The organism is Clostridium sp. (assembly GCF_036643715.1).
Classification (GTDB): domain Bacteria; phylum Bacillota; class Clostridia; order Clostridiales; family Clostridiaceae; genus Clostridium.
Window position 1 is genome coordinate 11,631 of sequence record NZ_JAVXRL010000023.1, and the last position, 24,885, is coordinate 36,515.

Here is a 24,885-nt window from a genome sequence, read left to right on the forward strand (position 1 = left end):
CTATTTTAGAAGTTCAGAAGATATTGAAATTGAAGATTTAAGAGCTAAAACAATTAACAAAGCTCTTGGAGGTGATGAAGAATTATATTGCTATAATAAAACTTCTTATATGAATTTATCTAATAACTTTGAAGTTCCAACACCAACAGATATATTAAGAAACTTTGATATGGACCTCAATGAAGAAGATTTAATAGCTGCATCTTCTAGAAAACCTAATGATGATGATGATAATTTAAACTTTAACTTTGATAACAAAAATTTTAATAATAAAAATTTCAACATGCCTGGATATTGTAGCGGAGAATATGTATTTGATCAAATAAGACGATTTAATCCAATGATATTAAATACTTTAGATTCTTATAGAATTCCATATCCAATTGCAAGAACTTTAATAATTCGCATCGCTAATTTATCTAATAAATATTGCTATAGAGAGTAGGTGATTTAATGTTTATGTTAAGAGAAACTCTTCCTAATTTAAAATCTAAAATAAGATTTATACATGCAGTTCCTGGCGCACCTTCTATAGATATATACTCTAAAGGTGTATTATTAAAATCTAATGTATCTTTTGGCGACTTATCAGAATATATTGAGCTATCCCCTGGAGATTACACTTTAGATTTATATCCGTCAGGAACATATGATACTCCATTTTTTTCAGGTAATTTAACTATTAAACCAAACAGTTACTCAACTGTTTCAGTTGTTACAAATAATTCTGTAATATCGTTTTTTGTATTAAAAGATACTGCATCTAAAGCTAGCTCTGATATATCATTTTTAAGATTTATAAATCTATCTCCAAATGCTCCTTTACTATCTTTAAGTATAAGAAATAGAGATACACTTTTTAATAATGTTGAATATCTAGAAACTACTGGCTACTATCCTTTATCACCTGGCATTTACAATTTCACACTAGCATTTTCAAGTGCTAGTGCTGTGTCAAAAACTTTAACAAACGTTACTTTGCTACCAGGTGAATTTGAAACAATATATGTTATAGGTTTACTAGATGGCATACCTGACATTGGATATATCCTGTCTAGAGATGGTAGAACTTAAAAAAATGAGCGGTAAACAATTATTTGTTTACCGCCATTTAAATATATATTATGAATATGTTAACATACATCTTATCTTCTTAAATAAAACTGGCTTTATAACTTCAATCTCTTCAGGTTCATGTAAAATTATAGAACTATAACATACACTACCAACTAACTCAATTATCATAAATAATGTTATTCTTCCTTCTTCTTCACTGAATCCTTTCTCTAATAACTTTTGCAAAAACTTATTTATTATTTCATCCATATTCGTATTCTCTTCAATTTCACTTTGATTCTTATGAATTACATAAGAAAAGTTTTTATTTATAACCCCTAGTAATAATTTATTTTCTTTAAAGTAATCTATTATGTATTCTGTAAAGTGTAGAACCATCTCTTCAATATTCTTATACTGCTTTTCTTTTGTATCATCATAAGCTTCTTCTATTAATATAGAACTTTTAAGTAATATTAATTTTTTTACTAAATCATATTTATCTTTAAAATATAAATAAAAAGTACCCTTTGCAACTCCTGCATTTTTTACTATTTCATCAATTGATGTATTGTTTATACCTTTACTTTTAAATATTTCATAAGCAGCATTATATAAATTCAATTCCTTTTTCTTTTTCTTTAAATATGTATTCCCTCGTAACTCATTATCATCTTTAAGCATTATTTCCTCCCAAAACAGTAATTATTATAATTTAATATTATCACCTATTAGTGAATAATAAAACCTTTTGATTCCTATAAATTGATTAGGAAGTGGATAAATAGTATAATATAAAGGCATAGAAGCACAAAGAAAATATTAGTTTAAAAAATTATTATAGAAATTATAATTAATAAAATATATTAGACTATATAAGGTGAGGATATATTATGATTGTTTTAAGTTGTAGAAATATAAAGAAAAGTTATGGTATTCAAGATGTACTAAAAGATATTACACTATCTGTCAATGAAGGTGATAAGGTTGGTATTATAGGTCCAAACGGTGAGGGTAAATCTACCCTTTTTAAAATTTTATCTAAACACATAACACCAGATGATGGAGATATGTTTATAGATAAAAATAAAACTATAGGATATCTTTCTCAACATCTTAGTTTACATTCTGAAAATACTATATATGCTGAAGTATGTAGCGTATTTCAAAATTTAATAAATTTAGAAAATAAAATTAAAGATATAGAAGTTAAAATGAATGAACCTTATGATGAGAGTAACGCATCTTATCATGAAAAATTAATAAAAGATTATACAACATCTCAAGAACTTTATGAAAACAGAGGTGGTTATACATACAAAGGTAATATTTCAAGAGTTTTAAAAGGTCTCGGATTTTTAGAAGATGATTTTAGTAAAGCAATTAACACATTAAGTGGTGGCCAAAAAACTCGTATAGCCCTTTGTAAATTACTTCTTCAAAACCCTGACATTCTACTTCTTGATGAGCCTACAAACCATTTAGATTTAGAAGCTATTGAATGGCTTGAAGAATTTTTAAAAAGTTACAAAGGAACACTTCTTGTTATTTCTCATGACAGATTCTTTTTAGATGCTGTTACTAATAGGACTTTTCAAGTTATAAATGGTCATGTACACTGTTACAATGCACCATATACGAAATATTTAGATCTTAAAGAAAAAGACTATGAGTCAAAACTTAAGGCTTATAACCTTCAGCAAGCTGAAATACAAAGACAAGAGGATATCATTCAAAAATTTAGATCATTTAATAGAGAAAAAAGTATTAAAAGAGCTGAAAGTAGAGAAAAAGCATTAGAAAAAATGGACAGAATTGATGCACCAGATAAAGAAAAAGGAGCTTCAAAAATTCAATTTGAGACATCAGTTAAAAGTGGATATGATGTTTTACATATAGAAAATCTTGCAAAATCTTTTGATGATAATAAATTATTTAATGATATATCATTTGATTTAAAACGTGGAGAGAAAATAGCTTTAATAGGTGACAATGGTAGAGGTAAAACAACCCTTCTTAATATAATAATGGGGAAAGTAAAACCTGACAGCGGAAAAGCTATTTTAGGCACAAATGTTAATGTTGGATATTATGATCAAGAACAATCCGATTTAGATTATGAAAAAACTATATTAGATGAAATATGGGATGCATTTCCTGATTTAACTACTACTAAAATACGTACATCTCTTGGATCTTTTTTATTTACTGGAGACGATGTTTTTAAAGAGATTAAAAATTTAAGTGGTGGTGAAAAGTGTAGAATAAATATTTTAAAACTTATGCTTTCAAAATCAAATTTCCTTCTTCTAGATGAGCCCACTAACCACTTAGATATTCCATCTAGAGAAGCACTTGAAAATGCTATATTAAGTTATGATGGAAGTATGCTAATAGTATCTCATGATAGATATTTTTTAAATAAAGTAATAACTAAAATAGTTGAACTTAAAGAGTCTGGAATGGATGAATATTTAGGTAATTACAACTATTATATTGAGAAGAAAGAGAATCCTTCAAGATTTGAATCTTATGAAGAAGTTTCAAATGGAAAAACTAAAACTAAAGTTAAAGAAGAGAAAAAGAAAGTTAAATTAGCTCAAAAGGAAATTAGAGTTAAGAAAACAAGGCTTAGAGAAGTTGAAAGTGATATATCAACTAGTGAATCCCTTCTTGAGGAGCTTACAAACAGTCTTTGTTTAGAAGAAATTTACTCTAATCCTAAAGAAGCAGAACGAGTTAATAAAGAAATTTCAAATACTGAACTTCATATAGAATCACTTTATGAAGAATGGGAATCTTTAAGTGAAGAACTGAATAGTTAAATAAAAAAAGATAGCTAAATTCCATATTTAGCTATCTTTTAATTTATACTTATTTAACTCCTGATGATCCAAATCCACCTTCCCCTCTTTCGCTATCTGAAAGACTTGAAACTTCAAAAACATCTACTCTAAATACTGGTTTAACAACCATTTGAGCTATTTTCATTCCATCTTCAACTACAAATGGATTTTTCCCATGATTTATAAGTATTATTAATAATTCTCCCCTATATCCCTCATCTATAGTTCCTGGTGTATTTAATACTGTTATTCCGTGTTTAAGCGCTAACCCACTTCTTGGTCTAACTTGTGCTTCAGTGTTCTTTGGAAGTTCAATTTTTATCCCTGTATGTATAAGTGCAGTTTCTCCCGGATTTATTGTAACTTCCTCAACTGAGTATAAATCTAATCCAGCATCACCTTCATGTGCATAATTTGGTAATTTAGCATTATCATTTATCTTTTCTACATTAAGTTTATATCTTTCCATCAAAATTCTCCTTTAGTATGTATTTAGTTAAAATTATACCATAAAAAATAAAAAACCTCCTTTTTTAAATAGGAAGTTTTTTATTAAGTATTATTAATTAAGTATATTTTCTTTTTTTCTATTTATAACGTATATAGTTTCTTCTTTTGAATAATTTGATATATTAACTTCATTCCATTTAATATAACTAGGTTTTTCGTATATACTTTTATCAATTATTTCGATAATTCTATAATTTCCATTTTCTATGTTTTTAAATTCTGCTTTTCCTTCTTCATTACTATAAATAGTTGCTTCTAAACTAGGAGAAACACCATTTATCCTATATAAATTCAGTTTAACTCCAGTAAAAGCTTCACCTTTTAAACTATTCATCAAAGTGTATACAGTTATCTTCCCTTTGGTTTTTCCCTTTGGTTTGTGTTGCAAAACATTACTTTCCTTCTCTCTTCTATTTTCAATTCCCAAATAAAAAACCCCCTAAATTAAGTGTATACTACACCTTATGCTTTATAGAGTTTCTTTGTTACTATTATTTTAAAATTTCGTAAGCTTTTTCTATACTTAAAGGTTTATAAAAATAATACCCTTGTATTGTATCGCAATTTATCTTTTTTAAATATTCATACTGCGCTTTATATTCAACACCTTCTGATACAACTTCTAAATTAAAATAATGAGATAAGTCAATAAGCTTTTCTATTATATATTCGCTTTTATTATCTCTTCCTATATAATCTATAAAACTCTTATCTATTTTAATAACGTCTATTGGTAATTCCCTTAAATAACTAAATGATGAATACCCCGTTCCAAAATCATCTAATGCAATAGTTATTCCAAGTTTCTTTAAATCATAAATTATTTTAGAATTTTTAGTTAATGAATTTATCATTGTACTTTCAGTTATTTCAAGTTCAATATTTTTAGGTGACACATTATATTTTTTTAAATTATTCTCAATAACTTCAACTATCTCATTATCTCTAAGTTGAATTGTAGATATATTTACAGCTACCTTTATTGGATCTTTTGATATATTATTAATTTCCTTGCACATCTTTATTGCATCTTCAATAATAAACTTACCAATTTCAATTATATCTCCACTTTTTTCTGCAAGCTTTATAAATTCATTCGGTGGTATATTTCCAAATATTTCACTATTCCACCTAATTAAATATTCAAAGCCTCTAATTTTTTTAGAGCTCGTAATTACTTTTGGTTGTAACAATCCATATAACTCTTTTTTATCTAATACCCTTTTTAATTCATCTGTAATTTTTAAGTTTCTCTTTAATTTACTTTCTATTTCTTCATCAAAAAACTTTATTTGATTTTTTCCTAAACTTATTGCATTATATAATGCAATATCTGCTTTTTTAAGTAATGATTTAATTTCAATTCCATCATCCTTTAAGAAACTTACTCCTATATTTATACTACAATAAATGTCATTTCCATCTATTTTTAAAGGACTATCAAATATTTTAACTATTTCTTTTAAATACTTATTAAGTTCTTTCTTCGATTCAAAATCTTCTAAAGACATTGCAAATTCATCACCTGCAAATCTTGATAAAAATCCTCTTTTATCTAGCTTTTCATTAATAACTATGCAAAACTCTTTTAATAGCTTATCACCTAAATCATGTCCATAGTTATCATTGACATCTTTTATATTATCTAATACCATGCATGCAATAGCAAAGTTTTTATTATCCTTTAATGCTAGCTCTATCTTTTCATTTGTATATTTATTAAAATATCTTCTATTAGGTTGTTTTGTAACATCATCATAATAACTCATAAAATAAATTTTTTCTTCTTTTTCTTTTCTGTCACTTACATCTCCTAATGACCCATATATTATTTGTTTTCCATCCTCGTTATAAACCATTCCTCTCAGTCTTATCCACAACATTCCCTTTATAGAATTCATTCTAAATTCACATTCGCAATATTCTTCATTACCTTCGACACAGACTTTATAAACATCTAAAATTTTATATCTATCCTCTTTAAGTATATTTCTTAAAAAATCATTTAATGAAACATCTAACACTTTCGAAGTTTTAACATAAAAAATGCTATGTAAATTTCCTTGTAATTTTATTGTATTTTCTTCTATATTCCATTGGAACATTACATCCCTTGTTCCGTTTAGTGCAAACCTATAATTTTTTTCACTTTCTTTTAATAGAAGTTCTTGCTTTTTCTTATCTACTAAGTCAAAAGCTGTACCTGCCATAATATATTTACCATTTTTTGATTCTCCGCATCCTTTTACTTCTATCGGTATTATTTGCCCTTCTTCTGACTTAACATTAAATTCTATTAAGAAATTACCTATATAGTTTGATTTAACCATTTTAGTGAAAAATTCTTCAACATATTTTCTATGTTCCTCCACTATATACTTTTGCATTTTTTCATAAGAGTCTATAGTGTCATTAGTTTTAAGTCTTTCTCTTGCAATACTTGATATATATAGCATTCTATCACTCTCATACCATTCCCAAATCAATCCATTAAGGCCTCTAATTGCTCTTTTATACCTACTCTTATTCTTTATAGATTCTTTATTAATAATTAGTAATTCATTCTCTTTTAAAACTTTCTGCTTTAATAGGAAATATAATACTAAAACACAAAGCACTATTGCAATATCTTTAAGATCATCAAATGTTATTATACATAGTATGATAACTAATGTAATTGCTATATCAACAATTTTAAAGCATTTATTTAGTGCAAATTTAGTTTTCCCCATTCCGTCACCCCATAGTAAAATTTATAACAATACTATTTTACCATATTTAACCTTATTTCACTAACAGAAATAGACATTTTTTATTTTTTTATGACAAAAAGGCAACTTTAAAAGCTGCCTTTTTATTTTTATTTATTAAATTATTTTTTCTTAATTCCGTTTAATACTAAGTTTAATATAACTCCAACTACTGCAGCTAAACTTAATCCTGATATAGTTACTGTTTCTGTAATTTTAATTGCTATCATAAATCCAAAATTTTGTTCAAGCATCGGATTTATATTTGGTGCTATTAATCCTACAAATATTATTGTAGCCATTACCAATACATTTTTCCAATTAAACTTAACTTTTTCATTTTTTATTGTCTTTGCACCAACTAATGCTATCATAGTGAATAACATTAAGCTAATACCGCCCATTACCGGTTCTGGTATAGTTCTTATTACTGTACCAAACTTTGCAACAAAACTTAGTAATATTGCAATTACAGCTGTGATTCTTAATATTGATGGATCATAATTTCTAGTTACTGCAAGTACACCCGTATTTTCTCCATATGTAGTGTTCGCAGGTCCTCCAAGTAATGATGCTGTTATTGTTGCAATTCCATCTCCAAGTAATGTTCTATTTAAACCTGGATCCTCTATGAAGTTCTTTCCAACTACTGTTCCATTTGTTGTTATATCACCTATATGCTCCATAAATACTGCTAGTACTACAGGTGCAATGATCATTATAGCTCCTGGGCTAAACTTTGGAAGTGTAAAGTTTGGAACTGCTAGAAGTGGTGCATTGCTTATTGCTGTTGTATCAACAAATCCAAATGAAAGTGCAACTACATATCCAACTAATACTCCAACTAATATTGCTATTTGCTTTGTAAAACCTCTTCCAAATTGTTTAATTAATAATGTCGTTCCGAGAGTTACTGCAGCTAGCATAATGTTTTTACTTGCCATTCCATAAGCTGTTGGTATAAGGTTTAATCCAATTACCATTATCATAGGTCCTACTACTTGTGCTGGTAATACTCTTTTAACTTTTTCTACTCCAATTTTTTTAATTAAAAATGAAGTGAAAACATAAATTAATCCAGCTACAAACATTCCTCCTTGAGCATATCTCAAGTCTCCGTATTCTAAACTAACTGCTTGTATTCCTGCTATAAACGCAAAGGATGATCCAAGAAATACTGGAACTTTTCCTTTTGTGCATATATGAAACATTAATGTTCCAACTCCTGCTGTAAATAATGCTACTGATAAGTCCAAACCTGTTAAAATTGGCACTAATACTGTCGCACCAAACATAGCTATTAAATGTTGAAGAGCTAGTACTACTCTAACTACTTTCGTTTTAAATGATCTTTCTTCTACTAATTCACATGTCTCAAATAATTGCATAAATTTATCACTCCTACATTTGTAAGGAGAAAGCTTAAAAACTTCTCCCTTTGTCAGCCTCACTGGACTGCATTTAAAAGGCATAAAAAAAACTTCTTACTTTTCATTGTAAGAAGTTGTTGCGCTCTAAATATATTTATAGAATTCTCCTATAAATATCACTACTCTTAAAACTTCTTACTGGTCTCTCTGAACCAACTTAAAGATTGTTTTCTTTTATTGAATTATAGCACATATAAGAAAAATATCAATATATATTTTAAAAACAGAATATTTTTTCAAAATAACAAGAAACTAATACTATTAATCTTTTTAGGAGGCACTTAATATGTGGAAAAAATTATTAATTGTATCTATTTTCTCTATAATCTTTAATATTCTACCAATAAATCAATGCTATGCTAATTCCAATGAAGATAATAAGAAAGATGAGAAGGTAGTCTACTTAACTTTTGATGATGCACCATCAAAAACTGTTTTTAAAAATATTCTAAATACTTTAGATAGTGAAAACGTTAAAGGAACTTTTTTCATTATAGGAAATCAAATTGCTGGAAATGAAGAAATTTTAAAACGAGCTTATGATGATGGTCATGCACTTGGTCTTCATAGTTTTACTCACGAAAAGAAAAACTTATATAATTCAAACGAAATGTTTTTAGATGAAATGATTAAGACGCAAAAAGAGATTGATAGAGTTACTTGCTATTCACCAAAAATATTAAGATTCCCTTTTGGTGTAAATAATAACACTTACAGACTACAAAAAAGCTTAGTAGATCTTCTGCATAAGAACAATTTAAAGATCTACGACTGGAATGTTGATAGTGGTGATGGGATGAATCCTAATTTAGATCCAAGTTCTATACTTAAAAATTCTAAAAGTGATAAGAATTTTGTTGTTATATTGATGCATGCATCAGAAGTAAATAAAAACACTTCAAAATCACTTAAAAATATAATAAATTATTACAAATCTAATGGCTATACTTTTAAAACTATTGATGAAACAACTCCTGAAATTTATCATTACATAAAATAAAACGACTAATATATTAGTCGTTTATTTTATATGATATCTGGTTTAAAATCTTCTTTGAACATATTTTTAACTTTTTTAAATTCATAAGGTTTACTATAGTAATACCCTTGGATCACATCACACTTTACTTTTTTTAAGTAAAGAGCTTGTTCTTTATTTTCTACCCCTTCAGCGACAACTTCTATCCCTAAGCTATGAGATAATGCTATAATACTCTCAACTATACATTTACTCTTATTATTTTGAGTTACATCATCTATAAAGCTTTTATCTATTTTAAGAATATCTACCGGTAAATTTTTAAGGTAACTATACGATGAATATCCTGTACCAAAGTCATCTAAAGCGATACTTGCACCCAAATCTCTTATTTTATTTAAAGTATCTATGTTTTTATCTGCTTCCCTCATTAAAATACTTTCAGTTATTTCAACTTCAATATATTTTAAAGGGACTTCATATTTTAAAGAAAATTCTTCAAAATCTTTAAATACTGCACTATATCTTAATTGTAATTCAGATAAGTTAACTGCAATTTTAAAATCCTCTTGTCCTTCTTCTATTAATTCTTTTACCTTTTTAAATACTTCTTCTAAAACAAATTTACCAATAGGCACTATTAGTCTTGTAGCTTCTGCTATAGGTATCATCTCTGATGGATATATTAGCCCTAGTTCATTGCTTTCCCATCTAAGAAGTGCTTCCATTCCATGCATCCTATAATCACTTAAAGAAATTTTAGGTTGAAACACAACAAATAGTTCTTTGTTTTCTAGTGCTTTTTTTAGACACCTTTTTAAATTGTATATTCTAGTAACTTCCACAGAAATACTATTATCAAAAAAAGTATATCCATTTTTGCCTTTTTTCTTGCTTGAATGCATAGCAGCGTCTGCTGATTTCAAAAGCATTTCAAAGCATTCTCCATTGTGAGGATATAAAGCCAACCCTATACTTGATGTTATATTTATATCTTCATCTAAAATTCTAAAAGGTTCTTCTAATACTTTTAAAACTCTAGTTGCAAAGCTTTTAACGCTATCAATATCATTAAAGTCTTTTTTGAAAATAATAAACTCATCTCCGCTATATCGGCATATTATATCTTCATCACATACCATATTATTAAGTCTATGTGCTATAGCTATTAAAATTTCATCTCCGATATTATAATTAAACATATCATTTATAATATTAAAATTATCAATATCTATTAGTATTAATGCAGCAATCTCTCCATTGTTACATTCATTGCTTTTTAAATATTCATTTACTTTCTCTTTCATATAATATTTATTATGAATCCCAGTCTCTATATCATAGAATGAACATTTATTATTTTCTGCAATAGAAATATTAAGTCCGACTTCATTTTTATGCGTTACCATTGTCTCTACCTTCAAGCTATTTTACTGTTCTTTTTTATCTAAGCTTTCCTCTTTACGTTTTTTGTCATTTATTAAAGTTACAACTAATGCTGTTGTTGCTGCTGCTAATATTGCTAGCTTACCTTTTTTCATTATACTCATAATTAACCACCTTTCTCCTATTTGGACATCTTTTCTATATTATACCCTATATATTAACATGTATTCTATAATTTATTGTTAAATTTTAATTGAAAAAAGGCTATATCAAAATATATTTATTTGATATAGCCTTTTATATAATTATCTAAACTGATTTGTTGATTTATTATAAATAAATCCACCTTTTTTTAGTGAATCCTCTAATACTTCAATACTAATATCCATATCATCTCCTAAACCTTCTAAGTTAGAATAATAATCTCTAAGTTTTAAGTTTATTATACTAACTAAAATATTTGGATCCATACATTTTATATCTTCTGTTGTCATAAACTATCACTTCTCTTTCTATAAGTTCGAATAACTTATTAACTCTATGTTGTTTTTATCTATATAATCTTTTAGTTTATCTGATGTTAAAACTTCAAGTTCTGCCTCACGTTGAACATTATATGAAGATATCTTTTTAAGTTCCTCACACTCATTAGAAGGATGTGCCATAAATTCAACTACATTATACTGTCCTTTAAGGTTATTTAAACGATTTATTAAATAATCTTCTGTTATATTACCCTCGTAAAATGTGCTATCAAAGAAATCTGGACATAATACATTATTTTCTTCTACAATATGTCTCATTTCATTTATTGGACATCTCATTGGAACATTTAGCTCTTTCGCAAGATTAATAACAAGTTTAAATACCTCTTGATTAAATGCATAAAAATGATGATGTGAATCTATATGATTTATCTTCATTCCTGTCTTTTTAAATTTATCAATTTGCCCTCTTAATTCTTTTTCAATTTCATAAATATTAATCGAATCAGGAATTAATTCTGGCTTTCTAAAAAAATTCCCATTTTCATCACAAATACTACTAACTTCATCCTTTGGCAATACTGGCTTTCCACAAGTCATTGTTAAGTGTATCCCCATCTCATTTATACCTTCAGCTTTTGCAATCTTTATTGCCTCTTCAAAAAATGGCATATTAGTCATAGCGGAAGTATCTCTCATTACTCCATTTAAAATACATTCAATAATCCCTTCTGATATGCCTCTTGTTAGCCCAAAGTCATCTCCATTAATTATTAACTTCATCTAAGTCATCTCCCTTTTACCATTTGTTTTATAATATTAGATATTTCTCTATCTCTTTAACAATATTTTCTAAGCTATCTTTTTCTGCCTTTTTAAATCTTCCTTTTGATGCACTATCAATATCTAAAACTCCTACAACCACATTACCTCTTGCCATTATTGGAATTACTATTTCAGAATTTGAATTAGAATCACAAGCAATGTGACCTTCGAAAGTGTTTACATCATCTACTATTACTGTTTTTTTAGTTTCAACAGCCTTAGCGCATACTCCTCTTCCAAGTTTTAATCTAACACAAGCTGGCTTTCCTTGGAATGGACCAAGTACTAATTCATCTTCTATTAAAATATAAAAACCAACCCAATTAACATCATCTAAAAATTCATTTATATATGCTGATATATTAGCTAAATTTGCAATAAAATTCTTCTCACTTTTTAATTGTTCTCTTGATGCTTTAACCATATAATTATAATTCTCTATACTCATAATATCCCCTCCGCCAATTATTTTCTTTATATTATATCACTATTTAAACATAATCCCAATTCTTTATCATCCTTCTTATTATAAATGTTGAAACAATTAATGTAATAACTTCAACTACAGGTATTGTCATCCATACGCCATTTAAACCAAATAAAGCACTTAAAATATTCACTAATAAAACTATAAGCACTAATCCTCTAACTATTGATAAAGTTATTGAAGCCTTCGACATCTCAAGCGATTGCATAAACCCTATATTTAATATATTTAAACCCATAGGAACAAAGGCTATGAAATATATCCTAATACCATTTACAGTGATCTCTAACAATTCATCTTTACTACTTGAGAATATATTTACTAATATGTTTGGTGCTAATATTCCAATTAATAAAAATAAGCAACCTAAAACACCTGATATTATCATCCCAATTTTATATATTGAATAAGTTCTCTTTAATTTTCTTGCACCATAGTTTACTCCAAGTATTGGTTGCAATCCTTGTGATACTCCATTAAATATAGCAACAAATATTAAAGCTACGTTAGAAATTATACTATAAGCTGATACTGCTACATCTCCGCTTATACTTGATAACTTAATGTTAAACATAAAAATAACAACTCCTGCTGAAATTTCTAAAATAAAACTTGGAAGTCCACTTTTTATAATTCTTTTTATAAATTTAAATGATATTTCCTTAATGTTAAAAGAAATATTATTTCTTTTCCTAAGAAAATGGCTTAATAAAACAGCAATCCCACCAAATTGCCCAAGAGTAGTTGCAAGTGCAGCTCCCATCATTCCCATTTTTAGCGGAAATATAAATATATAATCTAATATTACATTTATAATATTAGTTATAATAACTGTCCACATTGAAAGTTTAGGTTCTCCATCATTCCTAACAAACACATTAAGTGCATTTATAAACATAAATACTATACTACCTGATAATAAAACCCTTCCATAACTTACTGCAAGTGGAAGTAATCTCTCTGATGCTCCAAGTAATATACATATTTCTTCAGTAAAAATCACTCCTACAACACTACTTATAATTCCTATAATAATAACCATTAACATAGATGTAGTAAATATAATATTTATATCATTATGTCTCCGTCTTCCTATGCTTATAGCTAATAAAGTAGCTCCCCCGACTCCAAATAATAGTCCAATTGAATTAAATAGACTATATACCGGCAATACTATATTTAATGCCGCAAGTCCATCATTTCCAATTCCTTGTCCTATAAACATTGTATCTAAAAATATACAAAGTGATGTTCCCATCATACCAAGTACGCTTGGTACCATATACTTTATTATTAAACTTCCTATATCTGCCTCTAATAAATTAAGTTTCTTCATTTAATCTTTTACCACCTTCATCTTAAGTTTATTTTATTATAAATCTATTTTATCCTTTTTAGATACTTTTATTATATCAATTAAATATAGCTTTATTGTACATATTTAAGTATTTTTGCCACATTTTCAGTTCATTCTATGTACATTTTTACCCTTTATTAGTAAGATAATTAATATGACTATTAAATTTTTGGAGGTATTTTATGAGATTAATTGCAACAGATTTAGATGGTACTTTATTAAATTCGAAACATACAATTAGCAAAGAAAATATACTTGCTATATTAAATGCTCAGCAAAAAGGGGTGGATGTTATTGTTTCAACAGGTAGAACTTATAATAGTGCCATTAGTATACTAAAAGAAGCTGGTATTGAAACTCCTTATATTATTTCAAGTAATGGGTCACAAATACATAACAATAGTGGTATGGAACTAAAATCTTTTCCACTAGATAAAAAAGTATTATTAAAGGTATTGCCTTACCTTCATTACAATAATTATTACTATGCTATATCAACTAATGACTTTCTTCTTGAATCTGGACGTGATAAATTGATCAATGATTTTTATATGGCAAAAGAAGCTAATCCTAATTTAAAAGAAGCTGAACTTGATGAACTTCTTTACCTTTTCTATGAATCTAAAACTTCAACTACTATGAAAGAATTTAAAAATATAGATGATGTATTAAAATATGATTGTTATAATGTTGCAATTGTATCTTTTGATAACGATAGGCTTTTAAGAGGACAAGCTGCTCTTAAAGATGTTTCTGGTGTTTCTATTATTTCATCTGCTACAAATAATTTTGAAATAATAAGTAATGATTCATCAAAAGGTAATGCTGTTCAATATGTAGCTGATTCTCTTAACATTTCCCTTGATGATGTAATGGCAATTGGAGATAATTTTAATGATATATCGATGTTTGAAAAGGTAAAATATAGTGTTGCAATGGGTAATGCAAATGAAGATATTAAAAAGATTTGCAGATATGTTACACTGGAAAATGATGATCACGGTGTTGCACATGCAATTAATGAACATTTAAAAGAACTTGCATAAAAATGCTTAATATAAAAAAAGGAGCTTAAATGCTCCTTTTTAATTACTCTTCATCTTCATCATAAAAATCTAAGTATGAGTGTTTTACACCCTTCTTTTCCCATCCTAAAATGGAATCCATACATACATTTTCAGCTGCTTTGAATATTGATTTATCAACACCACTAAAGTTTTCTTTAAGATTTTTTATTAATTCTTTAATTTCAAACCTCTTATTTCCAACCTTCTTTGCTGCAACCATACATGCACAGTTAAGTGGCCAAATACCACTATAATTTATAAATTTCTTTATGTAATCTTCTTCTATTAAATACATAGGTCTTATAAGTTCAAGACCTTCAAAGTTTGCAGATTTAAGTCTTGGGAGCATTGTCTTAAAATTACCTGCATATAAAATATTTAAAAGAGTCGTTTCTATAACATCATTATAATGATGTCCAAGTGCTAATTTATTACAACCAAGTTCTTGTGCCTTTGCGTAAAGTGAACCTCTTCTCATTCTAGCGCAAAGATAACATGGGTAATCACTAGCTTTTTCATCTATAACTTTAAAAATTCCTGACTCATATAAATGTATTGGTATATTTAAATAATTACAATTATCTATAAGTAATTCTTTTATTTGCTCGTGATATCCAGGATCCATTGCAATAAATTCTAAATCGAATTTAATTTGACCATGTTTTTGAAGTTCTTGAAATAACTTTGCCATAAGGATAGAATCTTTTCCACCTGAAATAGCTACAGCTATTTTATCTCCTTCTTCAACTAAATTATATTGTTTTATAGCCTTTATAAATTTAGTCCATATAGGCTTTCTATATCTTTTTACTATACTTCTTTCAATTTCTTGTAAAGGCTTTTTATCTTCTTCTGGAATCAGTCTTTGACAACCTTGTCCTGCTATACTACTCATTTTATCACCTCATTCATCTGATTATTATATCATTTTTTCATAGTAAATTAAAAGGGCTGTATCAAAATACTTTAAATTCCTTTGATACAGCCAGAATCTTTTCTATTAATAATTATATGTTTTACTATTTTCTGATATATTAACTTCTAATGGTTCACCATCAAACATTTTTTTGTAGGAACATAAAAATTCATTAAGTTCATTATCATTTAAGTCAATATTTTTATCACTTATTATATTTACTATATTTTTATCTAAAATAATCTTAACTTTATTATTTTCATTTTCTATAAAATATTCTTCGATTGGCTTTGCATTTAATTTGTTGTTATATTTTTCCTTAAAGGAAAGTTTCTTTCTAACTTGTTCATAACTTTCAGCAGTATCGTTTAAGTTAATATCTACTCCCATTTGCTTTAAACTACCTTCCATTTGAGTAGAGTCAAAACCATATCTCTCCATTACTTTCTTTTGAATTTCAAAAAGTTTCTTTTCTGAAATATTATTCTCTGCCATATACTTTGATAAGTTTGTAGAGAAATCGCCAAGGCTCATTTCGCCAGTTTGAGTCTTATAAAATAAATCATACATATAATTTTCAAATTTATCTATATCCTTATCATTCACTCTATTTTTCAATTCATTAAAATCAATTATTCTATCATCAGCCATATTTATCTTAGCTCCTCTCTTAACTTTATGTTCCCTTATAAAGTATTATATATCAAATTAGGATATCACAAAAGTAATATCCTAATTATTTAAGTTATATTTAAGTTATATTATTTACTTTTAGCTCTTGTAAAAGCATCACCATATAATTTCAAGTCATCACCTAAATATTTATATGTCTCACATTTATCAATTACTTCTTTTGTCATATAAGCATTTTTGTTATTTTTTATATGATCATCTTGAGCTTCCATAGCTTCCTTCTGTGGCGTTGTGTATCCAATTTCTTCTGCTATTTTAAGTGCTGGCTCTTTAGTACATAAATAATTTATAAACATTTCTGCTTCTTTTTTATGCTTAGCACCCTTTGGTATAACTAATGAATCAACCCAGAAATCAGCCCCTTCTTTTGGTACTACATATTCTAAATAATCATATTCATCAGAAAGGTTTAATCCCTCACCTGACCAAAGTACACAAAGTGCAGCTTCCCCTGCTACCATTTTATCTAAAAGATCATCATCTCCATATGCTAGAAGGTTACCATTGTCTCTTAACTTAATAAGTTCATCTGCCGCCTTATTTATTTCCTTTTCATTAGTAGTGTTTAAAGAGTATCCAAGTCTCTTTAAAGATACTCCAAGGGCATCTCTTGGGTCATCTAACATAAATACGCTCTTCTCATATTTAGAATCCCATAATTGATCAAAGCTCTTTATATCACTTTTAACTAAGTTTTTATTATAAAGAATTCCTATAGTTCCTGACATGTATGGAACTGAATATTCATTTTCCGGGTCAACTTCTGTTCCTTTAAATGAGTCATCTATCTTTGAGAAATTTGGAATATTATTAAAGTCTAACTTTTCAAGTCTTCCTTCTTTTCTTAATCTATCTACCATATAATCTGATGGTACAACTAAATCATAAGATACTGCACCTGATGCCAATTTTGTATACATTTGATCCATATTAGCATAAGTATCTTGAACTACCTTTATTCCTGTTTCTTTTTCAAAATCCTTAATAACCTCATCTGGTATATTCTCTGCCCAATTAAAGAAATTTAAAGTCACTTCTTCTTTTTTACTATTACCACAACCGACAAATAAAGCTGTAACACATAGTATTGAAATAATACCAGCTATTATTCTCTTACTTTTTTTCATTTAGTAACGTCCTCCTAAAAATTTAACAAATTCTTTATATATTATATATGTTTTATTAATTTTTACAAGTAAAAAGAGTTATCTTTTAAAAACTATTATTATTTAATAGCTTTTAGATAACTCTTAATGAACATTATTTTCTTTTTTTGCCTTTATATGTTTCTCTGCTCACACTTCTATATAATTTCCATTGACCATAAAGTCCTATTAAATATATTGGAATAGTAAGTCCAGTAAGAGATGGGAATATACCTACTATTAAAGCTGATGATCCTATAGCAATTGGTATTAAACTTCCATCATATTTGTTGCATAAATTACTATACATATATACCCCATATATAACGAATACAGCCATTGCAATAGTTCCTAAAAAGCCTCTTAAAAACATAGCAGCTATAAATGATGCTAAAAATACCATCTTACCGCCACCAAGTTTAATAAGCATATAAGCATTACCAACCGGAACCCATGCAAGCCAAGCCTTGTCATCCCCTTCTACTTTTGCAATCTTATATAATGCTAAAGAAACAAAAATATAATTAACAAGGGCACAAACTGTTATAATAATCATTAATGTTGCCATTGTCATCGCTAATTGATTTGAAATTTCCATACCTTTTCCCTCCATTTATGTAAATGTCTATTTATATTAACATAAATATTAATAGCTTGTCTTTATTTTGTTAACATTTTATGCAATATTTTCAGAATAACTCTTTAATTTATGCACAAAATAATAACTGTTACTAGGAGGGATTTATTATGAAAGATAAAAAGAAAAAATCATCTTGTTCAAACTGTAGTTGTCATTCATCTAAAGAACCTAATGATGGAACTTTTATTGAAAAAGATCCAAAAGATAGCTTTTCCTCAGAAGGAACTGTTAGATATGGCGAAGAAACAGACGTAGATGATATATAAAATTATAGGGTAATCTAATTATTAGATTACCCTATAATTTTATTTAGTTGATAGTGCAATATTAATTCCTATAAAAGCATATACAAACACTTTTACTAAATTAAATTTAGAAGAATTTTTACTATTATTAAATAATTTTTCTTTTAATTTATAAGAAAATATTGAAATTAAAGCAAAGATACAAAAGGCTTGTATCATAAATACCATTCCAAGTATAATCATTTGTACTGTAATGTTAATTCCGTTACTATCTACAAACTGTGGAAGTAATGCTAAGAAAAATAATGCTACCTTAGGATTTAACAAATTCATAGTAATACCTTTTTTATAAAGCTTTGAATAAATTAAACTTTCTCCCTTTGCTTCAGAAAAAGTAATATTTCTATTTTTAAATTCAATAAAAGCTAAATAAATAAGATACCCAGCACCTAAAAATTTAATTATATTAAATACTTCAGTGCTACTGTATAATATTCCGGATATTCCAAGCGCTGCTGCCATTGTGTGAAAAAATATTCCACTGCAAAGCCCCATAGCTGTAAATATACCTGCTTTTTTATCTTGAGTGATACTCTGTGTTGCTACATACAATATGTCCGGTCCTGGAGCTAATGTCAAAACTATAGCTGCCGACAAAAAAGATATTATAGTAACTAAGTCCACAAGAAACCCTCCTATTTAATTAATTTATCAATATTTTTTATTACAAGTTCTCTAAAAAATTCATTTTCTCCAAGTGCTTCATCTACTACTTCACAAGTAATTCCTTCTCCTTTAATTTTAGAAAAGAAACTTTCATTATTATCTAAAACAACATCTTTAGTAAAGTGATATCCTTTAGTTAGAAGTATTGGAACTATTAAAATATCTTCTATTCCATCATTTTTAATATTTTCTATTAATTCATTAATTTTATCTTTTTCATTTGTTGATGATACATAGTGATTTTTACCATTATTGATTATTACATCTTCAATATACTTTTTATCAAGTGATTCATTTAAGCTTCTGCTTCCATGACATATGAATAGTATATTCTTTGACTTTTTAAAATAATTATCTATTACATTTTTATTTTCTTCAAATATTGGATTTAAGCATTTAATAACTTTAAACTTGTCTTTATATTCATTCGTTGTTAAAGCTACTTTAGAATATTCAACACCTCTTGAAAAATAAAGAGGTACAACATAAATTTCTTCATATCCACTATTTTTTAATTCATCTAATGTATCCTTATAATTTTTTATATTTATATTAATTTTACTTAATATTCTTTCGCTTGTTAATGCAAAGTAATAATCGAATGTATCGCCATATTTATTTTTAGCATCACATTTAAAAGGAAGAAGATATTTATTAAAATCTTCTTCTCTTCCTGTTCCAAATGAGACAAATAAAATTGCCCTTTTCATTACTTAGTTTCCTTTTTTAAGAATCCCTCAAAGGCATTTAAGAACTTATCTATATGTTCTACTGTATGCTTAGTTGATAAAAATAATGATTCAAATTGTGATGGAGGTAGGTTAAATCCTGCATCTAGCATATGAAGGAAATATCTTTTAAATCTTTTCTCATCACATTTTTTAACGTCATTATAACAATTAACTTTTTCTCCGTCTGTAAAGAAAATTGTCATCATTCCACCTACTCTATTTAATACAAGATTGATTCCATATTTATTTGCAAGTGAATATACTCCATCTTCTAGTTTCTTGCCTAATTCTTCTATGTGATCATAAACTGTTAAATCGCCTTTTAATTTAGTTAATGTTTTATATCCAGCTGCCATAACTATAGGATTTCCTGACATTGTACCAGCTTGATATACTCCACCTAAAGGTGAAAGACTTTCCATTATTTCTTTCTTTCCACCATATGCACCACATGGAAGTCCACCACCCATTATTTTAGCATATGTTACTAAATCTGGTTTTACATCAAATAAGCTTTGAGCTCCTTTAAATGCAACTCTAAATCCACTCATAACTTCATCAAATATTAAAAGAGCACCATTTTCATCACATAATCTTCTTAATGTTTTCATAAAGTCATTATTAGCTTTTATAACTCCCATATTACCAGCAACTGGTTCTATTATTACGCAAGCTATATCATCACCATAATCTTTAAAAAGTTTTTCCATGCTTTCTGCATCATTATATATTCCAATTAGAGTATTTTTAATACTATCTTCTGGAACTCCAAGTGACCCTGGTATTCCTTCTGTTAATACTCCAGAACCTGCTTCAACTAAAAATCCATCAAAATGTCCATGATAACATCCTGCAAATTTAACTATTTTATTTCTTTTAGTATATCCTCTTGCAAGCTTTATAGCACTCATAGTAGCTTCTGTACCTGAGTTAACCATTCTTACCATATCAATAGTATCTAAGTTCTCACACATGAATTTACTCATTTTAAGTTCTAATTCAGTTGGCGCACCAAACGCTAATGCAATTTCTGATTCATCTTTAATAGCTTTAACTACATCTTTGTCACAATGTCCAAGTATTAATGGTCCCCAAGCCAGTACAAAGTCGATATATTCATTAGAATCTTCATCTTTAATAATAACCCCTTCTCCACTTTTTATAATTGGAGGGTTTATTCCAATTGTTCCATATGATCTAACTGGGCTATTTACTCCACCTGGCATGAATTCTTTTGATTCATTAAAAATCTCTTCGTTTCTCATAAGTATTTCCTCCTACTTTCTTAAAAGCTTTGAAGCTTCTAATGCATGGTAAGTTATTATTATATCTGCTCCAGCTCTCTTCATTGAAGTTAATGTTTCCATTATTATTCTATCTTCATCAATAAGTCCCATCTTAGCTGCTGCTTTTACCATAGCATATTCACCACTTACATTATAAGCTGCTATAGGGAAATCAACTCTATTTCTAACATCTCTAATTATATCAAGATATGAAAGCGCTGGTTTTACCATAACTATATCTGCACCTTCTTCAATATCAAATAATACTTCTCTTATAGCTTCTCTTCTGTTACCTGGATCCATTTGGTATGTTTTTCTATCCCCAAATGAAGGTGCAGAATTTGCAGCTGCTCTAAAAGGTCCATAATATGCAGAGCAATATTTTGCAGAATAGCTCATTATTGAAACATTTTTAAATCCAGCTTCATCAAGAGCTTCTCTTATTCTTAAAACTCTTCCGTCCATCATATCTGATGGAGCTATCATTTGTGATCCAGCTTTAGCATGTGAAACCGCTATCTTACATAAGTAATCTAATGTTTCATCATTGTCTACATCACCATCATGTATTATCCCACAATGTCCATGGTCTGTATATTCACACATACATACATCTGTGCTTACTATTATTTTATCTGTTAATTCTCTTATTCTTCTTGTAGCTCTTTGAACAATTCCGTTATCACTATAAGCTTCACTTCCACAACAATCTTTATGATCTGGAATACCAAATAACATTATTCCTTTAATACCAAGGTTAACTATCTCTTCTATTATTCCATCTAACATATCAACTGAATAATGATATACTCCAGGCAATGATACAATTTCGTTTTTTATTCCTTCGCCTTCAACAACGAATATTGGTAGAATAAAATCTGATGGACTAAGTTCAGTCTCCCTTACTAAATCTCTTACATTTGCATTTGTTCTAAGTCTTCTTCCTCTTCTCATAACTTAAGTTACACTTCCTTTAACATTTCTAAAAGTTCTTTTATAAAACCATCTTCTGAGTGTTCTTTACATACTAAAGCTTTAATGCCTTTATCTTTAAGAGCCTTTGAAGTTATAGGTCCTATAGCAACACATTGCTTCTCTTTTATTTCATCTAATGAAACCATCTCAATCATATTTGTAACTGTGGATGGGCTTGTAAATAATATTATATCAACTTCATCAAAAGCTTTTTTGTTTTTAAGAGTACCTTCAACTACATCATATATATTTACTCTTTCAACAGACTTTGTTATTTTTAAAATTTCTTCTTTCAAGTAATCTCTACCTTTTTCTGAAGAAATTAAAAGTACTTTATCATCTGATTTTATTTCATTTTGTATCTCTTTAAATAATCCTTCTGCAACAAATTCTTTTCCTGTTTTAAATGGCATAACCCCTCTATTAATAAGAGCCTTCTTTGTTGCCTTTCCAATAACAGAAAATTTAGCTTTAATATTTCTAACATCTATTTCATTTTTAATTAAGTAATCAAAAAATATGTTAACTCCATTTACTGATGTTAATATTATATGATCATAACTACTTAACTTATCATTATATGAATTTAATTTATCACTCTTATCTTCTATCTTTATAGAATTAATTTCTGTTACTTCAGCACCTAAAGTCTTTAATTTTTCTTTTATTCCTTTAGACTGAGCTCTTGATCTTGTTATACATATATTTTTACCGAATAACGGCTTATTTTCATACCAAGATAATGATTCTGAAAGGTTAACAACTTCACCAATAACAATAATACAAGGTGATTGAAGTTTAGCTTCCTTTGATTTTTCACTTATAGTATCTAACGTTCCGATGACTTTTCTTTGCTTACTTGAAGTTCCTCTCATTACAACAGCTGCTGGTGTATTTTTATCTTTACCAAACTTCATAAGCTCTTCACATATTGAATCAATATTTGAAAGCCCCATCATAAATACTAATGTTCCTTTTTCTTTAGCTAATGCACTAAAATTAACATTTAGATCTTTAGCTGACATTCCAGTAACTATATGAAAACTTTGTGCTATTCCTCTATGAGTTATTGGAATACCTGCATAGTTAAGTACTGCAATTGGTGATGTTACTCCAGGTATTACTTCAAATTCAATATTCTCTTCTCTAAGTGCTAATACCTCTTCTCCACCTCTTCCAAATACATAAGGGTCTCCCCCTTTTATTCTTCCAACTATATGGCCCTTTTTAGCAAGTTCTACGATGCTATCATTTATCTCTTCTTGTGTTTTATAATGAGCGCCAGGCTCTTTTCCACAATAATATATTTCACAATCATCATTCAAATAATTTAATATGTTATTTGAAACTAATCTATCATAAAGAACTGCTGTACATTCTTTTAAAACTCTCTTTCCTTTTAAAGTTAATAGTTCTTCGTCTCCTGGCCCAGTACCAATTATATAAGCTTTGCTCATCTTATACCTCCGCGTTATTTACCTAATATTTTGTCTGCTAATTTTTTACCTAGCGCTTCACTGTCAAATCTACTTCCTAAAACATCTTTTTTAACAACTTTTCCATCGACTAAAAATGTTCCAATCATATAAATATCATCACCATCAGTTTCTGAATACACTCCAATCATACTGTGACAATCTCCATTTAATGCTCTCATAAAACTTCTTTCGCCTAAAATTTCTGATCTTACAACGTCATTATCAAGTTCTTCTAAAATATATTTATACTCAAAACTTTCTAAACATTCAATTCCAAGTGCTCCTTGACCTACTGCTGGAAGGAATTCTTTTGGATTGAAATAATCTGTTATAATATCTTCCATATCAAGTCTTTTAATACCAGCTGCTGCTAATATTATTCCATCCATATTTTCTTCTTCCATTTTTTTAAGTCTCGTTTGAACATTTCCTCTAATAGGAACTATGTTAAGATCTGGTCTCATCTCTTTAAGCATATATACTCTTCTTAAACTACTTGTTCCAATAGTTGCATTTTCTTTTAAGTCTTTAAAGTGAGTTCCATCTCTTGATATAAAAACATCCCTTACATCTTCTCTCTCTGGAATTGCAGCAAGTTCAAACCCTTCTGGAAGTTCATGTGGCACATCTTTCATACTATGAACAGCAATATCTGCCTTACAATCAATCATCTTTTGTTCTATTTCTTTAACGAAAAGACCTTTCCCTCCAATTTTACTTAGTGTTACATCAAGTCTTCTATCACCTTCTGTTACTACTAATAACTTTTCTGAATCAACTTCTTTTTCTTTTAAAAGTTCCATTACTTTCTCAGCTTGTACTTGTGCTAATTTAGATTTTCTTGTTGCTATAACAAATTTCATTTTTTCACC

25 protein-coding genes and 1 pseudogene are annotated in these 24,885 nt (G+C 27.9%); 6 read left to right on the forward strand and 20 right to left on the reverse strand.

Features of this window, described 5'->3' with window-relative positions; translation table 11 throughout:
• Together RSF37_RS08310 and RSF37_RS08315 are read left to right on the forward strand one after the other, a co-directional pair.
• Positions 1–445: pseudogene (locus RSF37_RS08310) on the forward strand (hypothetical protein); the annotation flags it as partial.
• Positions 446–459: 14 nt separating this feature from the next.
• On the forward strand, positions 460–1,074 hold the full coding sequence (locus tag RSF37_RS08315; RefSeq protein ID WP_332563942.1) for a DUF4397 domain-containing protein: 615 nt from the start codon (positions 460–462) through the stop codon (positions 1,072–1,074).
• A gap of 48 nt (positions 1,075–1,122) precedes the next feature.
• Here the strand turns inward: RSF37_RS08315 and RSF37_RS08320 are convergent, their stop codons facing one another.
• The gene (locus tag RSF37_RS08320) at positions 1,123–1,740 is read right to left on the reverse strand and encodes a TetR/AcrR family transcriptional regulator (protein ID WP_332563943.1); all 618 of its coding nucleotides are present in this window, start codon (positions 1,738–1,740) and stop codon (positions 1,123–1,125) included.
• Positions 1,741–1,949: 209 nt separating this feature from the next.
• On the opposite strand from RSF37_RS08320, the gene RSF37_RS08325 reads away from it, so the two are divergent.
• Positions 1,950–3,881 carry an ABC-F family ATP-binding cassette domain-containing protein gene (locus tag RSF37_RS08325; protein WP_332563944.1) on the forward strand — a complete coding sequence of 644 codons (1,932 nt, stop codon included), beginning with the start codon at positions 1,950–1,952 and terminating at the stop codon, positions 3,879–3,881.
• Positions 3,882–3,930: 49 nt separating this feature from the next.
• Here the strand turns inward: RSF37_RS08325 and dut are convergent, their stop codons facing one another.
• The 4 genes from dut to RSF37_RS08345 all read right to left on the reverse strand — a co-directional run bounded on the left by dut (position 3,931) and on the right by RSF37_RS08345 (position 8,550).
• Positions 3,931–4,371 (reverse strand): dUTP diphosphatase, encoded by a 441-nt coding sequence (dut, locus tag RSF37_RS08330; RefSeq protein WP_332563945.1) that lies wholly within the window; start codon positions 4,369–4,371, stop codon positions 3,931–3,933.
• A gap of 93 nt (positions 4,372–4,464) precedes the next feature.
• The gene (locus tag RSF37_RS08335) at positions 4,465–4,839 is read right to left on the reverse strand and encodes a SpaA isopeptide-forming pilin-related protein (RefSeq protein ID WP_332563946.1); all 375 of its coding nucleotides are present in this window, start codon (positions 4,837–4,839) and stop codon (positions 4,465–4,467) included.
• A gap of 64 nt (positions 4,840–4,903) precedes the next feature.
• On the reverse strand, positions 4,904–7,144 hold the full coding sequence (locus tag RSF37_RS08340; protein WP_332563947.1) for a sensor domain-containing protein: 2,241 nt from the start codon (positions 7,142–7,144) through the stop codon (positions 4,904–4,906).
• A 140-nt stretch (positions 7,145–7,284) separates the two neighbouring features.
• Positions 7,285–8,550 carry a uracil-xanthine permease family protein gene (locus tag RSF37_RS08345; RefSeq protein ID WP_332563948.1) on the reverse strand — a complete coding sequence of 422 codons (1,266 nt, stop codon included), beginning with the start codon at positions 8,548–8,550 and terminating at the stop codon, positions 7,285–7,287.
• Positions 8,551–8,878: 328 nt separating this feature from the next.
• Here RSF37_RS08345 and RSF37_RS08350 point away from each other — a divergent pair, with 328 nt between their 5' ends.
• On the forward strand, positions 8,879–9,592 hold the full coding sequence (locus RSF37_RS08350; protein ID WP_332563949.1) for a polysaccharide deacetylase family protein: 714 nt from the start codon (positions 8,879–8,881) through the stop codon (positions 9,590–9,592).
• A 26-nt stretch (positions 9,593–9,618) separates the two neighbouring features.
• Here RSF37_RS08350 and RSF37_RS08355 read toward each other — a convergent pair whose 3' ends face one another.
• The 5 genes from RSF37_RS08355 to RSF37_RS08375 form a co-directional block, all read right to left on the reverse strand.
• Positions 9,619–10,980 carry a putative bifunctional diguanylate cyclase/phosphodiesterase gene (locus tag RSF37_RS08355; protein ID WP_332563950.1) on the reverse strand — a complete coding sequence of 454 codons (1,362 nt, stop codon included), beginning with the start codon at positions 10,978–10,980 and terminating at the stop codon, positions 9,619–9,621.
• A gap of 282 nt (positions 10,981–11,262) precedes the next feature.
• Positions 11,263–11,451, reverse strand: a complete 189-nt coding sequence (locus RSF37_RS08360; protein ID WP_332563951.1) for a DUF4250 domain-containing protein — start codon at positions 11,449–11,451, stop codon at positions 11,263–11,265.
• A gap of 18 nt (positions 11,452–11,469) precedes the next feature.
• Positions 11,470–12,225, reverse strand: a complete 756-nt coding sequence (locus tag RSF37_RS08365; protein ID WP_332563952.1) for a carbohydrate deacetylase — start codon at positions 12,223–12,225, stop codon at positions 11,470–11,472.
• Between the two features lie 28 nt (positions 12,226–12,253).
• Positions 12,254–12,715: a GAF domain-containing protein gene (locus RSF37_RS08370; RefSeq protein ID WP_332563953.1), complete on the reverse strand. Its 462-nt coding sequence runs from the start codon at positions 12,713–12,715 to the stop codon at positions 12,254–12,256.
• Between the two features lie 43 nt (positions 12,716–12,758).
• The gene (locus tag RSF37_RS08375; protein ID WP_332563954.1) at positions 12,759–14,090 is read right to left on the reverse strand and encodes an MATE family efflux transporter; all 1,332 of its coding nucleotides are present in this window, start codon (positions 14,088–14,090) and stop codon (positions 12,759–12,761) included.
• A gap of 203 nt (positions 14,091–14,293) precedes the next feature.
• Here RSF37_RS08375 and RSF37_RS08380 point away from each other — a divergent pair, with 203 nt between their 5' ends.
• Positions 14,294–15,157: a Cof-type HAD-IIB family hydrolase gene (locus RSF37_RS08380; protein WP_332563955.1), complete on the forward strand. Its 864-nt coding sequence runs from the start codon at positions 14,294–14,296 to the stop codon at positions 15,155–15,157.
• Positions 15,158–15,200: 43 nt separating this feature from the next.
• Here the strand turns inward: RSF37_RS08380 and RSF37_RS08385 are convergent, their stop codons facing one another.
• From RSF37_RS08385 to RSF37_RS08400, 4 genes are all read right to left on the reverse strand, one after another.
• Entirely contained in the window at positions 15,201–16,073 is an 873-nt protein-coding gene (locus tag RSF37_RS08385) for a tRNA 2-thiocytidine biosynthesis TtcA family protein (protein ID WP_332563956.1), read from the reverse strand.
• 105 nt (positions 16,074–16,178) lie between these two features.
• Positions 16,179–16,745 carry a DUF3867 family protein gene (locus RSF37_RS08390; RefSeq protein ID WP_332563957.1) on the reverse strand — a complete coding sequence of 189 codons (567 nt, stop codon included), beginning with the start codon at positions 16,743–16,745 and terminating at the stop codon, positions 16,179–16,181.
• A 110-nt stretch (positions 16,746–16,855) separates the two neighbouring features.
• On the reverse strand, positions 16,856–17,914 hold the full coding sequence (locus RSF37_RS08395; RefSeq protein WP_332563958.1) for an ABC transporter substrate-binding protein: 1,059 nt from the start codon (positions 17,912–17,914) through the stop codon (positions 16,856–16,858).
• A 133-nt stretch (positions 17,915–18,047) separates the two neighbouring features.
• Positions 18,048–18,530: a hypothetical protein gene (locus RSF37_RS08400; RefSeq protein ID WP_332563959.1), complete on the reverse strand. Its 483-nt coding sequence runs from the start codon at positions 18,528–18,530 to the stop codon at positions 18,048–18,050.
• A 149-nt stretch (positions 18,531–18,679) separates the two neighbouring features.
• Between RSF37_RS08400 and RSF37_RS08405 the strand changes: the two genes are divergently transcribed.
• The gene (locus tag RSF37_RS08405; RefSeq protein WP_332563960.1) at positions 18,680–18,838 is read left to right on the forward strand and encodes a hypothetical protein; all 159 of its coding nucleotides are present in this window, start codon (positions 18,680–18,682) and stop codon (positions 18,836–18,838) included.
• 39 nt (positions 18,839–18,877) lie between these two features.
• Here the strand turns inward: RSF37_RS08405 and RSF37_RS08410 are convergent, their stop codons facing one another.
• Genes RSF37_RS08410 through hemC form a run of 6 tightly spaced genes read right to left on the reverse strand, consistent with a single transcriptional unit; the run spans position 18,878 to position 24,876 of the window.
• The gene (locus RSF37_RS08410) at positions 18,878–19,501 is read right to left on the reverse strand and encodes a LysE family translocator (RefSeq protein ID WP_332563961.1); all 624 of its coding nucleotides are present in this window, start codon (positions 19,499–19,501) and stop codon (positions 18,878–18,880) included.
• Between the two features lie 11 nt (positions 19,502–19,512).
• Positions 19,513–20,253, reverse strand: coding sequence for a sirohydrochlorin cobaltochelatase (locus RSF37_RS08415; RefSeq protein ID WP_332563962.1), 741 nt, complete (start codon positions 20,251–20,253; stop codon positions 19,513–19,515).
• Positions 20,253–21,539 (reverse strand): glutamate-1-semialdehyde 2,1-aminomutase, encoded by a 1,287-nt coding sequence (gene hemL, locus RSF37_RS08420; protein ID WP_332563963.1) that lies wholly within the window; start codon positions 21,537–21,539, stop codon positions 20,253–20,255. Before hemL ends, RSF37_RS08415 begins: the two co-directional genes overlap by 1 nt.
• A gap of 12 nt (positions 21,540–21,551) precedes the next feature.
• Positions 21,552–22,514: a porphobilinogen synthase gene (gene hemB / locus RSF37_RS08425; RefSeq protein ID WP_332563964.1), complete on the reverse strand. Its 963-nt coding sequence runs from the start codon at positions 22,512–22,514 to the stop codon at positions 21,552–21,554.
• An 8-nt stretch (positions 22,515–22,522) separates the two neighbouring features.
• Positions 22,523–23,992, reverse strand: coding sequence for a uroporphyrinogen-III C-methyltransferase (cobA, locus tag RSF37_RS08430; protein WP_332563965.1), 1,470 nt, complete (start codon positions 23,990–23,992; stop codon positions 22,523–22,525).
• A 14-nt stretch (positions 23,993–24,006) separates the two neighbouring features.
• Positions 24,007–24,876 (reverse strand): hydroxymethylbilane synthase, encoded by an 870-nt coding sequence (gene hemC / locus RSF37_RS08435; RefSeq protein WP_332563966.1) that lies wholly within the window; start codon positions 24,874–24,876, stop codon positions 24,007–24,009.
• Between the last annotated feature and the right edge of the window lie 9 nt (positions 24,877–24,885).

Bases quoted from the DNA above. Each gene is read 5' to 3' on its own strand.
- RSF37_RS08315 (WP_332563942.1), top strand. From the start codon at position 460: ATGTTAAGAGAAACTCTTCCTAATTTAAAATCTAAAATAAGATTTATA.
- RSF37_RS08320 (WP_332563943.1), bottom strand. From the start codon at position 1,740: ATGCTTAAAGATGATAATGAGTTACGAGGGAATACATATTTAAAGAAA.
- RSF37_RS08325 (WP_332563944.1), top strand. From the start codon at position 1,950: ATGATTGTTTTAAGTTGTAGAAATATAAAGAAAAGTTATGGTATTCAA.
- dut (WP_332563945.1), bottom strand. From the start codon at position 4,371: ATGGAAAGATATAAACTTAATGTAGAAAAGATAAATGATAATGCTAAA.
- RSF37_RS08340 (WP_332563947.1), bottom strand. From the start codon at position 7,144: ATGGGGAAAACTAAATTTGCACTAAATAAATGCTTTAAAATTGTTGAT.
- RSF37_RS08345 (WP_332563948.1), bottom strand. From the start codon at position 8,550: ATGCAATTATTTGAGACATGTGAATTAGTAGAAGAAAGATCATTTAAA.
- RSF37_RS08350 (WP_332563949.1), top strand. From the start codon at position 8,879: ATGTGGAAAAAATTATTAATTGTATCTATTTTCTCTATAATCTTTAAT.
- RSF37_RS08355 (WP_332563950.1), bottom strand. From the start codon at position 10,980: ATGGTAACGCATAAAAATGAAGTCGGACTTAATATTTCTATTGCAGAA.
- RSF37_RS08360 (WP_332563951.1), bottom strand. From the start codon at position 11,451: ATGACAACAGAAGATATAAAATGTATGGATCCAAATATTTTAGTTAGT.
- RSF37_RS08365 (WP_332563952.1), bottom strand. From the start codon at position 12,225: ATGAAGTTAATAATTAATGGAGATGACTTTGGGCTAACAAGAGGCATA.
- RSF37_RS08370 (WP_332563953.1), bottom strand. From the start codon at position 12,715: ATGAGTATAGAGAATTATAATTATATGGTTAAAGCATCAAGAGAACAA.
- RSF37_RS08375 (WP_332563954.1), bottom strand. From the start codon at position 14,090: ATGAAGAAACTTAATTTATTAGAGGCAGATATAGGAAGTTTAATAATA.
- RSF37_RS08380 (WP_332563955.1), top strand. From the start codon at position 14,294: ATGAGATTAATTGCAACAGATTTAGATGGTACTTTATTAAATTCGAAA.
- RSF37_RS08385 (WP_332563956.1), bottom strand. From the start codon at position 16,073: ATGAGTAGTATAGCAGGACAAGGTTGTCAAAGACTGATTCCAGAAGAA.
- RSF37_RS08390 (WP_332563957.1), bottom strand. From the start codon at position 16,745: ATGGCTGATGATAGAATAATTGATTTTAATGAATTGAAAAATAGAGTG.
- RSF37_RS08395 (WP_332563958.1), bottom strand. From the start codon at position 17,914: ATGAAAAAAAGTAAGAGAATAATAGCTGGTATTATTTCAATACTATGT.
- RSF37_RS08400 (WP_332563959.1), bottom strand. From the start codon at position 18,530: ATGGAAATTTCAAATCAATTAGCGATGACAATGGCAACATTAATGATT.
- RSF37_RS08405 (WP_332563960.1), top strand. From the start codon at position 18,680: ATGAAAGATAAAAAGAAAAAATCATCTTGTTCAAACTGTAGTTGTCAT.
- RSF37_RS08415 (WP_332563962.1), bottom strand. From the start codon at position 20,253: ATGAAAAGGGCAATTTTATTTGTCTCATTTGGAACAGGAAGAGAAGAA.
- hemL (WP_332563963.1), bottom strand. From the start codon at position 21,539: ATGAGAAACGAAGAGATTTTTAATGAATCAAAAGAATTCATGCCAGGT.
- hemB (WP_332563964.1), bottom strand. From the start codon at position 22,514: ATGAGAAGAGGAAGAAGACTTAGAACAAATGCAAATGTAAGAGATTTA.
- cobA (WP_332563965.1), bottom strand. From the start codon at position 23,992: ATGAGCAAAGCTTATATAATTGGTACTGGGCCAGGAGACGAAGAACTA.
- hemC (WP_332563966.1), bottom strand. From the start codon at position 24,876: ATGAAATTTGTTATAGCAACAAGAAAATCTAAATTAGCACAAGTACAA.